At 72.0% G+C, this 14,166-nt stretch carries 9 protein-coding genes, 1 pseudogene and 1 riboswitch; of the genes and pseudogenes, 6 read left to right on the top strand and 4 right to left on the bottom strand.

Annotated elements, in window-relative coordinates; genetic code table 11:
• Window positions 1-108: 108 nt before the first annotated feature.
• Window positions 109-348 carry a hypothetical protein gene (locus GA0115242_RS24855; RefSeq protein WP_093832122.1) on the bottom strand — a complete coding sequence of 80 codons (240 nt, stop codon included), beginning with the start codon at window positions 346-348 and terminating at the stop codon, window positions 109-111.
• A gap of 275 nt (window positions 349-623) precedes the next feature.
• A complete protein-coding gene (locus GA0115242_RS24850) occupies window positions 624-1,181 on the bottom strand; it encodes a DUF6082 family protein (RefSeq protein WP_093832120.1) in 558 nt (185 codons plus the stop codon).
• 344 nt (window positions 1,182-1,525) lie between these two features.
• Here GA0115242_RS24850 and GA0115242_RS24845 point away from each other — a divergent pair, with 344 nt between their 5' ends.
• Complete coding sequence (locus tag GA0115242_RS24845; RefSeq protein ID WP_093832118.1) at window positions 1,526-2,584, top strand: CobW family GTP-binding protein; 1,059 nt, start codon at window positions 1,526-1,528, stop codon at window positions 2,582-2,584.
• 232 nt (window positions 2,585-2,816) lie between these two features.
• Here the strand turns inward: GA0115242_RS24845 and GA0115242_RS24840 are convergent, their stop codons facing one another.
• Window positions 2,817-5,273, bottom strand: a complete 2,457-nt coding sequence (locus GA0115242_RS24840) for a DNA gyrase/topoisomerase IV subunit A (RefSeq protein ID WP_093832116.1) — start codon at window positions 5,271-5,273, stop codon at window positions 2,817-2,819.
• A 312-nt stretch (window positions 5,274-5,585) separates the two neighbouring features.
• Here GA0115242_RS24840 and GA0115242_RS24835 point away from each other — a divergent pair, with 312 nt between their 5' ends.
• The 4 genes and pseudogenes from GA0115242_RS24835 (at window position 5,586) to GA0115242_RS24820 (ending at window position 10,383) form a co-directional block, all read left to right on the top strand.
• Window positions 5,586-6,974, top strand: a complete 1,389-nt coding sequence (locus GA0115242_RS24835; protein WP_093832114.1) for a M16 family metallopeptidase — start codon at window positions 5,586-5,588, stop codon at window positions 6,972-6,974.
• Window positions 6,971-8,358: pseudogene (locus GA0115242_RS24830) on the top strand (M16 family metallopeptidase). Before GA0115242_RS24835 ends, GA0115242_RS24830 begins: the two are co-directional and overlap by 4 nt.
• Window positions 8,359-8,565: 207 nt before the next feature.
• Window positions 8,566-8,725: riboswitch (cyclic di-AMP (ydaO/yuaA leader) on the top strand.
• Window positions 8,726-8,737: 12 nt separating this feature from the next.
• Window positions 8,738-9,502: a M23 family metallopeptidase gene (locus GA0115242_RS24825; protein ID WP_093832112.1), complete on the top strand. Its 765-nt coding sequence runs from the start codon at window positions 8,738-8,740 to the stop codon at window positions 9,500-9,502.
• Between the two features lie 188 nt (window positions 9,503-9,690).
• A complete protein-coding gene (locus tag GA0115242_RS24820) occupies window positions 9,691-10,383 on the top strand; it encodes a GntR family transcriptional regulator (RefSeq protein ID WP_093832110.1) in 693 nt (230 codons plus the stop codon).
• A gap of 332 nt (window positions 10,384-10,715) precedes the next feature.
• Here the strand turns inward: GA0115242_RS24820 and GA0115242_RS24815 are convergent, their stop codons facing one another.
• Window positions 10,716-10,997, bottom strand: coding sequence for an HPr family phosphocarrier protein (locus GA0115242_RS24815; RefSeq protein WP_093832108.1), 282 nt, complete (start codon window positions 10,995-10,997; stop codon window positions 10,716-10,718).
• Between the two features lie 205 nt (window positions 10,998-11,202).
• Between GA0115242_RS24815 and GA0115242_RS24805 the strand changes: the two genes are divergently transcribed.
• The gene (locus GA0115242_RS24805; RefSeq protein ID WP_093832106.1) at window positions 11,203-14,040 is read left to right on the top strand and encodes a bifunctional acetate--CoA ligase family protein/GNAT family N-acetyltransferase; all 2,838 of its coding nucleotides are present in this window, start codon (window positions 11,203-11,205) and stop codon (window positions 14,038-14,040) included.
• Window positions 14,041-14,166: the final 126 nt, after the last annotated feature.

Genomic DNA, 14,166 nt, shown 5'->3' with positions numbered 1-14,166 from the left:
GAACGAGAACCGTAAACGAACGAAAATCCCGAACGGGCGAAAACTGGAAACGAACGAATACAGACTGACGGAACGGGCGCACGTACGGAGGGAAATGCCCTCGGTCGGCTATGCGTCGGGGATGTCAGCCTTCGCGTGCATCAAGGTCTCGCGCGTGACCACGACAATGCGTTCGTAGTCGGCCCGCGAGGCGTCGGAAGGGAGGTGGGCGTCGAGTTCGTCGGTGGCGTCCGTGCCGATGACAGCGAACCTTCCGTCGGACAGCTCGAAAATATCGGGGCAATTGGCACCTGTCGCGCTTCCCCGGGCGCTGGGAGGTGTACCGATCCGGCGGGTGATCTTGCTCACTGTTCTGGTGTTCCTTTGTGCGTCGAGGCAGATGGTGCAGTGGTGCGCCCCGGTGCGAAGCGGCCCGGTAGGGCCGCGGCCTCGGCAACCGAGCGGCGTGGGACAGGGGTTCGGCGGGGATCGGCCCGTTCCGCAGGGTGCGGTGAAGTCAACCTTGTCGGCATCTGGGGAAACGCGGCGGTTTGCAGGTTCGTTATCGCCCGATCGCGTGATGTGCGCGGCAAGACGGCTACCGGATCGTACGCCGTGTGGCAGGGGGCGTGGAACGGTCACCGTTACTCGGACGGTGGCTCGCCGACCACCCACCACTCGTCGGAGTCCGTTTCCTCCAGTTTGGCGAGAAGGTCGTCGACCATACGTCCGAGCTTGGCTTCCTCGGATCTGTCCGTCAAAGTCGCCCGATGGGGATGGGTCGCGTACCAGTACTCCCGGAAGACGGGATTCTGGAGCATGCTCCGGGCGAATCCGAAGAACTCCTCGCGTGTCATGTTGCCCATGCGGTAGTAGCAGAGCGCATTGGTGTACAAGGCGTTCGCGAAGAGGAACTGGCGTTGCTTTCTCGGACTGACCGTGCCGTTGTAGGCGTCCAGTACCTCGGCGAGTTCCGGATCGTCCATGGCTTTGCTCAGCAATTCCCAGTGCAGGCGCTGCTGATGGGCGAAGTTGCTCTGCCGCTGGATCTTGGAGGCCTCCTCCAGGTGCTCGATCCAGCTGGTCAGGGCCCGGAGCGCGGGTCGCTGGTAGGCGAGGGTGACGGCGGCACCCGCCACCAGACCGACGCCCGCCGAGGCGACGACCCCCAACCTCCGAAGGCCCATGTTCCGTATTGCCATGTCACTCCCCGATTTCAGGCGGCCGTCCACCGGTCGTCGGGGTGCGGGTCGACTGAGGGGGGACCGGCGAGCGGTGGGCGGCGCATGCCGCCTCCCAGGGTGCCGACCGAGCGGACCGTCGGGGAGGCGGAGAAGAGGCGCACGGAGGGAAGCGAGGGTCGCACACACCGGCGCCCTGCTCTGCGCCCGCTCCTTCACGACCGTCGTGGCCGGTCGCCGCGCGGTGCGGGGCTCGCCTCGTATCCTGGGGCGGCATTCCGCTTCCGCGGGTGCGCCGGGAGCGTGACCCGGCGCACGGGTCGGTGGGGGAGAGCATGCGCGCACGTGAGAGAGGCAGGAGCGGTATGACGTCGAGCGGCGGTCCCCGTCAGATCCCGGTGGTCGTGCTCGCCGGTTTCCTCGGTTCCGGCAAGACGACCCTCCTCAACCATCTGCTGCACCGCAGCGGCGGCAGCCGGATCGGCGCGATCGTCAACGACTTCGGGGCCGTCGAGATCGACGCGATGGCCGTCGCGGGCGCCCTCGGCGACTCCACCGTCTCGCTCGGCAACGGCTGCCTCTGCTGTGCCGTCGACGTCGGTGAACTGGACCTTTACCTCGACCGGTTGGCGCGGCCCGCCGCCGGGATCGACGTCATCGTCATCGAGGCGAGCGGTCTCGCCGAGCCGCAGGAACTCGTCCGCATGGTGCTCGCGAGCGAACTGCCGGGGATCGTGTACGGGGGGCTCGTCGAGGTCGTCGACGCCGCGGAGTTCGACGACACGCGGGCCAAGCACCCCGAGATCGACCGGCATCTGGCCCTCGCCGATCTGGTGGTCGTCAACAAGCTGGACCGCGCCCCCGACGCCGGACGGGTCACCGCGCTGGTCTCCTCCCTGGTGGACGGCGCGGCCGTCGTCACCGCCTCCTACGGGCGCGTCGACCCGGAGTTCCTCTTCGACTGCCGTCCCCGGACGGAACGCGTCGGGCAGCTCACCTTCGACGATCTGCACGACCACGGGGCGCACGATCACGCGGGCCATCTGCACGCCTCCTACGACAGCGTGTCGTTCACCTCGCCGACGGCCCTGGACCCGCGCCGTCTGATGGCGTTCCTCGACGGCAGGCCGGAGGGGCTCTACCGGATCAAGGGGTACGTCGACTTCGGCGCCCACGACCCGCGCAACCGGTACGCCGTCCACGCCGTCGGACGGTTCCTGCGCTTCTACCCCGAGCCGTGGGGCGCCGACGACGAGCGCCTGACGCAGCTCGTCCTCATCGGCTCGGGCATCGACGGGCCCGCCCTGCACAAGGAGTTGGAGGCGTGCGTGAGCGGCGATCCGGGGGCGGCTGACGAGCGCGGCATGTGGGGCGTCCTGCGGTACGTGCCCGGTTCCGAGGAGGAGCCGCGGGAGACGGAGTGAGCCGTGTGCCGTCCGCCCCTCGCCACCGTCTCGCCCGAAGCGGCTCCCCGGCGCGTCCCTGCCCGATGCGGGGCGGGTGCGGCTCCCGGGTGGTCCGGGCTCGCGTCTAAAGCCCGCTTCGGGAACCACGTCTTGAAGCCCGCTTCGGAAACCGCGTCCTGAAGCCCGCTGCGGGGTCAGGCGTCGGCGGGGCCCGTGCGGTGGACGCGGAGCACGGACCCCAGGGTGCGCCCTAGAGGGGCCCCGCCACCACCGACACCGTCTTCGGGAGGGAGATGCCCGAGCCGTCGCGGCGCGGGTCGATCTCCGGGAGGTCGACCGGTGTGCCGTTCTTCTGCGCCGCCTTGGCGGGCAGGGCACCGGCCCAGGCGATCGACAGGCAGTCCTCGCCCTTGAGGAACCGCTGGCAGCGCACGCCGCCGGTGGCCCGGCCCTTGCGCGGGTACTGGTCGAACGGCGTCAGCTTCGCCGTCGTCTGCACCGAGTCGTCCAGCGTGCCGCGTGAGCCCGCGACGGTGAACACCACCGCGTTCGCGGCCGGGTCGACGGCGGTGAAGGAGATGACCTTCGCCCCGTCGGTCAGCTTCACGCCCGCCATGCCGCCCGCCGGGCGCCCCTGCGGACGCACCTGCGCCGCCTGGTAGCGCAGCAACTGCGCGTCGTCCGTGATGAAGACCAGGTCCTCGTCGCCGGTGCGCAGCTCCACCGCGCCGACGATCCGGTCACCGTCCTTCAGGGTGATGACCTCCAACTCGTCCTTGTTGGACGGGTAGTCGGGGACCACGCGCTTGACGATGCCCTGCTCGGTGCCGAGGGCGAGACCGGGGGAGGACTCGTCCAGCGTGGTGAGGCAGACCACCGTCTCGCCGTCCTCCAGGGTGACGAACTCGGCGAGCGGCGCACCGCCCGACACGTTCGGCGCGGAGACCGTCTCCGGGAGCTGGGGGAGATCCACGACGTTGATCCGCAGCAGCCGCCCGGACGACGTCACCGCGCCGATCTCGCCGCGGGTCGTGGCCGGGGCCGCCGACACGATCACGTCGTGCTTGGTCCGCCGCGCCTCGCCCTCCTCGGGGAACGGCTCGCCGTTCGCCGTGCGGGCCAGCAGCCCCGTCGAGGAGAGCAGCACCCGGCACGGGTCGTCGGCGACCTGGAGCGGCACGGTGGCCGCCGGGGTGCCGGACGCCTCCAGCAGGACCGTGCGCCGCTCGGTGCCGAACTTCTTGGCCACCGACGCCAGCTCCGCCGAGACCAGCTTGCGCAGCTCCGCGTCCGACTCCAGGATCTGGGTCAGCTCCGCGATCTCCGCGTTCAGCCGCTCCTTCTCGGACTCCAGCTCGATGCGGTCGAACTTGGTGAGGCGGCGCAGCGGCGTGTCGAGGATGTACTGGGTCTGGATGTCCGACAGGCCGAAGCGCTCCATCAGGCGCTCCTTGGCCTGCGCGGAGTTCTCGCTTGAACGGATCAGCCGGATGACCTCGTCGATGTCGACGAGCGCCGTGAGCAGGCCCTCCACCAGGTGCAGGCGGTCGCGCCGCTTCTTGCGGCGGTGCTCGCTGCGGCGCCTGACGACCTCGAAGCGGTGGTCGAGGTAGACCTCCAGCAGCTCCTTGAGGCCGAGCGTCAGCGGCTGGCCGTCCACCAGGGCCACGTTGTTGATGCCGAAGGACTCCTCCATCGGCGTCAGCTTGTAGAGCTGCTCCAGGACGGCCTCCGGGACGAAGCCGTTCTTGATCTCGATGACCAGACGCAGGCCGTGGGCGCGGTCGGTGAGGTCCTTGACGTCCGCGATGCCCTGGATCTTCTTCGCGCCGACCAGGTCCTTGATCTTCGCGATGACCTTCTCCGGGCCGACCGTGAAGGGCAGTTCGGTGACGACCAGGCCCTTGCGGCGGGCGGTGACCGTCTCGATCTCGACGGTGGCGCGGATCTTGAAAGTGCCGCGGCCGGTCGCGTACGCGTCCCGGATGCCGGAGAGGCCGACGATCCGGCCGCCGGTGGGCAGGTCGGGGCCGGGCACGTGCTTCATCAGCGTGTCCAGATCCGCGTTCGGGTGGCGGATCAGGTGGCGGGCGGCCGAGACGACCTCGGCGAGGTTGTGCGGCGCCATGTTCGTCGCCATGCCGACGGCGATGCCCGAGGCGCCGTTGACCAGGAGGTTCGGGAACGCGGCGGGCAGGGCCACCGGCTCCTGCTCCTGGCCGTCGTAGTTGGGCGCGAAGTCGACGGTGTCCTCGTCGATCGACTCCGTCATCAGGCTCGTCGCCTCGGCCTGGCGGCACTCGGTGTACCGCATGGCGGCGGGCGGGTCGTCGTTGCCGAGCGAGCCGAAGTTGCCGTGGCCGTCCACCAGCGGGACCCGCATCGAGAACGGCTGGGCCATGCGCACCAGGGCGTCGTAGATCGACGCGTCGCCGTGCGGGTGGAGCTTGCCCATCACCTCGCCGACGACACGCGCGCACTTCACGTAGCCGCGGTCAGGGCGCAGGCCCATCTCGTTCATCTGGTAGACGATGCGGCGGTGGACCGGCTTCAGGCCGTCACGCGCGTCCGGCAGGGCTCGGGAGTAGATGACCGAGTACGCGTACTCAAGGAAGGAGCCCTGCATCTCGTCGACGACGTCGATGTCGAGGATCTTCTCCTCGTACGAGTCGTCGGGCGGCGGGGTCTTCGTGCTGCGGCGGGCCATCGCTGCCGGCTCCTCCTGTGTTCTGGTGGCTCAAGCATGAACAAGATCTGCCACGGACCATTGTGGACCGAACCACTGACAACGCTGACAGCGGCGGCGACGCGGGGCGCCGCCCAACACGCTGAGCATGCCGAAAGCGCGGCCGGCGCTGTGACCACCGGACCTCGGCCCGGCTGCCCGCAGGCTACGCGATCCGCTGTGGGCGTACGTCGTCCGGGAACTTCGCCGCCGGTCCGCGCGCTTGCATACAGTGGCAGGACCGGCGGGGGAACCGCGGTTCCGACCACCGCATCCGCGATCGAAGGGACGTACATGCCGATGGGTCACACGGCCACCAACCAGGCCGGCTCCGGGGGCCTGACAGCGACCGAGCACCGTCTGGCCAACGGTCTGCGGGTGGTGCTCTCCGAGGACCACCTGACCCCGGTCGCGGCGGTCTGCCTCTGGTACGACGTGGGTTCGCGCCACGAAGTCAAGGGGCGTACCGGTCTGGCTCACCTCTTCGAGCACCTGATGTTCCAGGGCTCGGGGCAGGTCAAGGGCAACGGACACGCCGAGATGGTGCAGGGAGCGGGCGGTTCCTTCAACGGGACCACCAGCTTCGAGCGGACCAACTACTTCGAGACCATGCCCGCCCACGAGTTGGAGCTGGCCCTCTGGCTCGAGGCCGACCGGATGGGCTCGCTGCTGGTCGCCCTGGACGAGGAGTCCATGGAGAACCAGCGGGACGTCGTCAAGAACGAGCGCAGGCAGCGCTACGACAACGTCCCCTACGGCACGGCGATCGAGAAGCTGGCCGCCCTCGCCTTCCCGGACGGGCACCCCTTCCACCACACGCCGATCGGCTCGATGGCCGACCTGGACGCGGCGACCCTGGAGGACGCGCGCGCGTTCTTCCGCACCTACTACGCGCCCAACAACGCGGTCCTGTCGATCGTCGGGGACATCGACCCGGAGCAGACCCTCGCCTGGGTCGAGAAGTACTTCGGCTCCATCGCGTCCCACGACGGCAAGCCCGCCCCCCGCGACGGCTCGCTGCCCGACATCATCGGCACCGAACTGCGCGAGGTCGTCGAGGAGAAGGTGCCCTCGCGCGCGCTGACGGCCGCCTACCGGCTCCCGGAGGACGGCACGCGCGCGTGCGACGCGGCGGACCTCGCGCTGACCATCCTGATCGGCGGCGAGTCGTCGCGGATCTACAACCGGCTGGTGCGCCGCGACCGGACCGCCGTCACCGCCTGGGGCGGGCTGTGGCGGTTCGCCGGAGCGCCCTCCCTCGGCATCCTCGACGTGAAGACGTCGGGCGAGGCGGAGGTCGCCGCCGTGGAGAGCGCGGTCGACGAGGAACTGGCCAGGTTCGCCGAGGAGGGCCCCACCGCCGAGGAGATGGAGCGCGCCCAGGCACAGCTGGAGCGCGAGTGGCTCGACCGGCTCGGCACGGTCCACGGCCGCGCGGACGAACTCTGCAAGTACGCCGTCCTGTTCGGCGACCCGCAGCTCGCCCTGAGCGCCGTCGGACGCGTCCTGGAGGTGACCGCCGACGAGGTCCAGCGGATCGCCCAGGAGCGGCTGCACCCGCGCAACCGGGCCGTCCTGGTCTACGAGCCCACCGAACCGACCGGCGACGACATCGACGACACCGACGACGCCGACGAGGCCGCGGCCGCGGCGACCGACGAGACCGAGGAGGCGGCCCGGTGACCGAGCTCGCGACGATGGACTTCCACCCCGGCCGCAGGGCGGCGAACCCAGGGTCTGGGCCTTCCCGGCACCCGAGCGCGGCACCCTCGACAACGGTCTGACGGTGCTGCGCTGCCACCGGCCCGGCCAGCAGGTCGTCGCCGTCGAGATCGCCCTCGACGCGCCCCTGGACGCCGAGCCTGCCGCCCTCGAAGGCGTCGCCACGATCATGGCGCGGGCCTTCTCCGAGGGCACCGACAAGCACTCCGCCGAGGAGTTCGCGGCCGAACTGGAGCGCTGCGGCGCCACGCTGGACGCGCACGCCGACCACCCCGGCGTCCGGATCGCCCTGGAGGTGCCCGCCTCCCGGCTCTCCCGGGCCCTCGGGCTGCTCGCCGACGCGCTGCGGGCGCCCGCCTTCGCCGACAGCGAGATCGAGCGGCTGGTCGACAACCGGCTGGACGAGATCCCGCACGAGACGGCGAACCCGTCCCGCCGCGCCGCGAAGGAGCTGTCCCGGGAGCTGTTCCCGGCCGACTCCCGGATGTCGCGGCCCCGCCAGGGCACCGAGGAGACGGTCAGGGCCATCGACTCGGCCGCCGTCCGCGCCTTCTACGAGCGCAACGTCCGTCCCGCGACGGCCACCGCGGTCGTCGTCGGCGACCTCACCGGAATCGACCTGGACGCCCTGCTCGGCGACACCCTGGGCGCCTGGACGGGCGCGGCGGGCGAGCCCCGGCAGATGCCGCCGGTGACCGCCGACGACCGGGGGCGCGTCGTCATCGTCGACCGGCCAGGAGCCGTCCAGACGCAGCTCCTGATCGGCCGTCTGGGCGCCGACCGGCACGACCGGGTGTGGGCACCCCAGGTGGTCGGCACCTACTGCCTCGGCGGCACCCTCACGTCCCGTCTCGACCGCGTCCTGCGCGAGGAGAAGGGCTACACGTACGGCGTGCGGGCCTTCACGCAGGTGCTGCGGTCGGCGGCGGACGGCACCGGTGTCGCGATGCTCGCCATCAGCGGCTCCGTCGACACGCCGAACACCGGACCGGCGCTCGACGACCTCTGGAAGGTGCTGCGCGGGGTCGCGTCGGAGGGCCTGACGGACGCCGAGCGGGACGCGGCCGTGCAGTTCCTGGTCGGCGTCGCGCCGCTCAAGTACGAGACCGCGGCGGCCGTCGCGGGCACCCTGGCCGACCAGGTCGAGCAGCACCTGCCCGACGACCACCAGGCCACCCTGTACCGGCAGTTGGCGGCGACCGGCACGGTGGAGGCCACCGCCGCGGTCGTCAGCGCGTTCCCGGTGGACCGGCTGGTGACCGTCCTCGTCGGTGACGCCGAGGCGATCAGGGAGCCCGTCGCGGCGCTCGGGATCGGCGAAGTGACCGTCGTCCCGGCCGAGTAGCGGACCGGGCGCGTGGCACACGCGCGTACGCGAGGGCCCCGGCGACACGGAGTCGCCGGGGCCCTCGCGTGTCCGAATTGGGGGAGAGGCTGCCCGTCTGCCCTGTGGGATGCGCAACAAAACCAGTGATCCGTTTGAGGATCGAATCCGGCCCTGTCTACGGTCTCACCGACTGTCCGTCAGGCACCGCGCCGCATCCGTGGCACCGGGCAGTCATCGCCTAGTCCCCGTACGGCGCGAGCCAGGGGAGCCGGGGACCCACACGTCCCTGGGGTGAATCGGACGCCCGCGCCCGCGCGGGGGCCCGTAGGAGACCTTCCTGCTCCGAACCCGTCAGCTAACCCGGTAGGCGAGAGGGAAGGAAAGGAACACCCACCACATGGCGTTCAGTCATGCCGTAGGGAAGCACCGCCGGCCCAGCCGGATGCAGCGCGGCACCGCCCGCGCGGCCGGTGTCGCGGCCCTGGCCACCACCGGAGTCGTCGGCACCCTCGCCGCCCCGGCCATGGCCTCGGAGAAGGCGGTCGAGACGACCGGACTGACCCCCGTGATCTCCCTCGGTGACACCGCGGCCGACCAGATCGACATCCAGGCGGCCGCCCAGGAGCAGGCCGCAGAGGTGGCCGCGCAGAAGCAGGCCGCCCAGGAGGCCGCGCGCAAGCTCGCCACCGCCAAGGCGGAGCGGGAGCGCGAGGACAAGGAGCGTGCCGCCCGTGAGGCCGAGCGCAAGCGCCTGAACACGTTCGTGCTGCCGATCAGCGGCTCCTACGTCTCCACCGGCTACCAGGCCAGCAGCTCCCTGTGGTCCTCCGGCACCCACACGGGCGTCGACTTCCACGCCGCGTCCGGCACCTCGGTGCACGCGGTCGGCTCCGGCACCGTCGTGGAGACCGGCTGGGGCGGCGCCTACGGCAACCAGATCGTCATCAAGATGCTGGACGGCACGTACACCCAGTACGGGCACCTGTCGTCCATCGGCGTCTCGGTGGGGCAGACCGTCACCCCGGGCCAGCAGATCGCCCTCTCGGGCGCCACCGGCAACGTCACCGGCGCGCACCTGCACTTCGAGGCCAGGACCACCGCGGAGTACGGCTCCGACCTGGACCCGGTCGCCTACCTCCGCGCGCACGACGTCAACATCTGAGGACGCACCGCAGGACGTGAGAAGCCCCGGCTCCGACGAGCCGGGGTTTTCGTCGTTTACGACCCTCCGCTGTCCAAAAAATATCCATGGATTCCGGCCCGCCATCGGAAATTCCCGCCCATTGCAATAGAGTCGCAGAACACGCGTCAATCGGCGGCGTTTCACGGGGATTAAGGCGGAGGTCGGACATGCGTATTCCGGCGCACTCGGTGTGCACGGCCATCCGGGACGACATCGTCGCCGGGGTCCACGAGCGAGGCGGCCGGCTCACCGAGGAACTGCTCGCCCGCCGCTACGGCGTCTCCCGCGTCCCGGTGCGGGAGGCGCTGCGCACGCTGGAGGCCGAGGGGTTCGTCGTGACCCGGCGGCACGCGGGCGCGTGCGTGGCCGAACCGACCGAGCAGGAGGCCGCCGACCTCTTGGAGATGCGCGTGCTCCTGGAGCCGCTCGGGGCCGCACGGGCCGCCCAGCGCCGCACCGAGGCCCACCTCAAGGTGCTGCGCGGCCTGGTCAGGCTGGGCCAGGAGCGGGCCAGGCGGGGCAACAGCGAGGATCTGCGCTCCCTGGGCGGCTGGTTCCACGAGACCCTGGCGCAGGCCGCCGCCAGCCCCGCGCTGGCCTCCGTGCTGACCCAGCTGCGTCACAAGATCGCCTGGATGTACGCCGTGGACGCGCCGCTCAGCCCGGTCGAGTCCTGGGCCGAGCACGGCGCGATCGTGGACGCGGTGGCCCGCGGCGACGCCGAGCGGGCCCGGTCGGTCACCACCCTGCACACCGAGCGCTCGACCGCCGCCCACCGGCTGCGCTTCGGCGGACAGGAGCGCGCGGACCGTGTGAGGAACCCGCAACATCCCGTAAACATGTCCGGCCTCCGCCATTAACACGGGCACCGTATACAAAGAAGAGTAATTCGGCGGACCGGTAATTCGGCTGCCGTAATTCGCGTCCACGGGAATTCCCGGCGACGCGCCACAGGAGTGCCCGGAAACCGGGAAAGGGACGTGCGTGCGCCGTCCGTAAAGCTCCGCCGGGCGGAATTTTTCGCCTGCGCCGTCCGTAACCCTCCGCCCGGCGAAGGACTGTGCACCTGCCACACGCCGCCCCGCGCGCGTGCCGTCCGAGACGCTCCGCCCCGCCCGCGGCCGCCGCGGGAACGGCGAAGCCGCGTCTGCCCGGGAGGGCGGACGCGGCTCCGGCGTTTCGCGCGGGGTGCTCAGACCGTCTCGGGCAGCTCCTCCAGGCCCTCGGCGACCAGCTTCGCCAGCCGGTCGAGAGCGGCGTCCGCGCCCTCGGCGTCGGAGGCCAGGACGATCTCCTCGCCGCCCTGGGCGCCCAGGCCGAGCACGGCCAGCATGGACGCGGCGTTGACGGGGTTGCCGTCGGCCTTGGCGATCGTCACCGGGACGCCGGTGGCCGTGGCGGCTCGGACGAAGAGGGAGGCGGGACGGGCGTGGAGGCCCTCGGCCCAGCCGACGTTGACGCGGCGCTCAGCCATGTGATGCTGCCCTTCAGTTTCTCAGGGTTGTCTAGACCAGTTTCCCACACGTGAGCGACCCCGGAGCGGACTGGCGTCCTCCGGAGCCGGTCGTCGGGCCGCGGCCTCGGCCCGTCTCCCGCCCGTGTCCGTCCCCGGAGCGCTCCGCGGTGCCCCCGGCCGCCGCACGCCCCCGCTGTCGGAGGCGGGCCGTACGCTGGGGCGCATGCAGACCGCGTCGGACCGGCACGAGTACCCCGCTCACTGGGAGGCCGACGTGGTGCTGCGCGACGGCGGTACCGCGCGCATCCGGCCGATCACCGTCGACGACGCCGATCGCCTGGTCAGCTTCTACGAGCAGGTGTCGGACGAGTCGAAGTACTACCGCTTCTTCGCGCCCTACCCTCGCCTGTCCGCCAAGGACGTCCACCGCTTCACGCACCACGACTTCGTGGACCGGGTGGGACTCGCGGCCACGGTCGGCGGCGAGTTCATCGCCACCGTACGCTACGACCGCATCGACGCCCACGGCATGGCCGCCTCCGGCCCCTCGGACGAGGCCGAGGTCGCCTTCCTCGTCCAGGACGCCCACCAGGGACGCGGCGTCGCCTCGGCCCTCCTGGAGCACATCGCCGCCGTCGCCAGGGAGCGCGGCATCCGCCGCTTCGCCGCCGAGGTGCTGCCCGCCAACACCAAGATGATCAAGGTCTTCACGGACGCCGGGTACACCCAGAAGCGCTCCTTCGAGGACGGCGTCGTCCGCCTGGAGTTCGGCCTCGAACCCACCGACCGCTCGCTCGCCGTCCAGCGCGCCCGCGAACAGCGCGCCGAGGGCCGCTCCGTACGGCGGCTGCTGGTGCCCGGCTCGGTCGCCGTCATCGGCGCCGGCCGGACCGCCGGGGGAGTGGGCCGCGCCCTCCTCGACAACATCAGGGACGCCGGGTACCCCGGTCGGCTGTACGCCGTCAACAGTGGCTTCCCCGCGGACCTCACCGACCTCGACGGCGTCCCCGCGCACCGCTCCGTGCGGGACGTCCCCGGGCCCGTGGACCTCGCGGTCGTCGCCGTACCCGCCGAGCACGTCCCGGACGTCGTCACCGAGTGCGGCGAGCACGGCGTGCAGGGGCTGGTCGTCGTCTCCGCCGGGTACGCCGAGAGCGGCCCCGACGGGCGCGAGCGCCAGCGCGCCCTGGTCCGCCGCGCCCGCACCTACGGTATGCGGATCATCGGCCCCAACGCCTTCGGGGTCATCAACACCGCCGCCGACGTCCGCCTCAACGCCTCCCTCGCCCCCGAGATGCCCCGCCCCGGGCGGATCGGCCTGTTCGCCCAGTCCGGCGCCATCGGCATCGCCCTGCTCTCCCGGCTGCACCGGCGCGGCGGCGGCGTCACCGGCGTCACCGGCGTCTCCACCTTCGTCTCCTCCGGCAACCGCGCCGACGTCTCCGGCAACGACGTCCTCCAGTACTGGTACGACGACCCCGACACCGACGTCGTCCTCATGTACCTGGAGTCCATCGGCAACGCCCGCAAGTTCACCCGCCTCGCCCGCCGCACCGCCGCCGCCAAGCCCCTCGTCGTCGTGCAGAGCGCGGGCTCGGCGCCCCAGGGCCACGCCGTGCGCGCCACCCGGCTCCCGCACGCCACCGTCACCGAACTGCTCCGGCAGGCCGGGGTGATCCGCGTCGACACCATCACCGAACTCGTCGACACCGGTCTGCTGCTCGCCCGCCAGCCCCTCCCGCCAGGACCCCGCGTCGCCATCCTCGGCAACTCCGAGTCCCTCGGACTGCTCACCTACGACGCGTGCCTCTCCGAGGGGCTGCGCCCCGCCCGCCCCCTCGACCTGACCACCGCCGCGAGCGCCGCCGACTTCCACGCGGCCCTGCTGCGCGCCCTCGACGACGACTCCTGCGACGCCGTGATCGTCACCGCCATACCGGCGATCGGCGAGGTCTCGGTCGCCGACGCCGAACTGGCCGAGGCGCTGCGGTCCGCCGCCGAGCGGGTGCCGGGCAAGCCCGTCCTGGTCGTCCACGTGGAGCTGGGCGGCCTCGCCGAGGCGCTCTCCGCCGCCACCAGCACCGCGCCGCCGCCCGACCCGCTGGCCCCGGGCGCCCGCCGTGTGCGCCCCTCCCAGCAGCTCCCGCCGCCGGCCCCGGCCCCGCAGCCGTCCGGCTCCGGCGACGACGGCACGGCCCCGCGCCTGATCCCCGCCTTCCCGGCCGCCGAACGCGCCGTCCGCGCCCTCGCCGAGGCCGTGAAGTACGGCCAGTGGCGCCGCGACACCGCCGAGCCGGGCAAGGTGCCCGAGCACGACGACATCGACGAGAAGGGCGCCGCCCGCCTGATCGACCGGCTCCTCTCCCGCGGCCAGGGCCTCACCCTCGGCACCGGGGAGACCCGCGAGCTGCTCGGCCGCTACGGCATCACCGTGCGCTCCTCCACCCCCGCCTTCACCCCGGACGACGCGGCCCGCGCCGCCCGCGACCTCGGCTACCCCGTCGCCCTCAAGGCCACCGCACCCCACCTGCGACACCGCGCGGACCTCGGCGGAGTCCGGCTCGACCTCGCCGACGAGGAACAACTGCGGCGGGCCTACGCCGAGTTGAGCGAGCTGTTCGGCAGGCCCGAGGAGCTGCGGCCGGTCGTGCAGGCGATGGCGCCCCGGGGCGTGGACACCGTCGTGCGGGCCGTCATCGACCCGGCCGCTGGCGCCGTCCTCTCCTTCGGGCTCGCCGGAGCCGCCTCCCAGCTCCTCGGCGACACCGCCCACCGCCTGGTCCCGGTCACCGACCGGGAGGCCGCCTCCCTGATCCGCTCGATCCGCACGGCACCCTTGCTGTTCGGCTGGCGCGGCTCCACCCCCGTGGACACGCCCGCCCTGGAGGAACTGCTCCTGCGGGTCTCCCGCCTCGTCCACGACCACCCCGAGATCGTCGCCGTCACCCTGGAACCGGTGGTCGTGGCGCCGCACGCGCTCACCGTGCTCGGCGCCTCGGTCCGCCTGGCGCCACCGCCCGCCCGCGACGACCTCGGACCACGCACCCTGCCCACCTACTGAGCCGGGGCGCCGAACGCCGGTCCGCGGCGGCCGTGTTCGAACCCGGGGCCGCTCCCGGCCGCCGACGCAGCGCACCCGCCCGGTGACTCCCCGGCATCCCCCTGCCCGGACCTGGCGGGGCCGCCC

The sequence above is a fragment of the Streptomyces sp. SolWspMP-5a-2 genome (genome assembly GCF_900091845.1).
Lineage (GTDB): Bacteria > Actinomycetota > Actinomycetes > Streptomycetales > Streptomycetaceae > Streptomyces > Streptomyces doudnae.
This window is presented reverse-complemented; position numbering and strand designations above follow the sequence as displayed.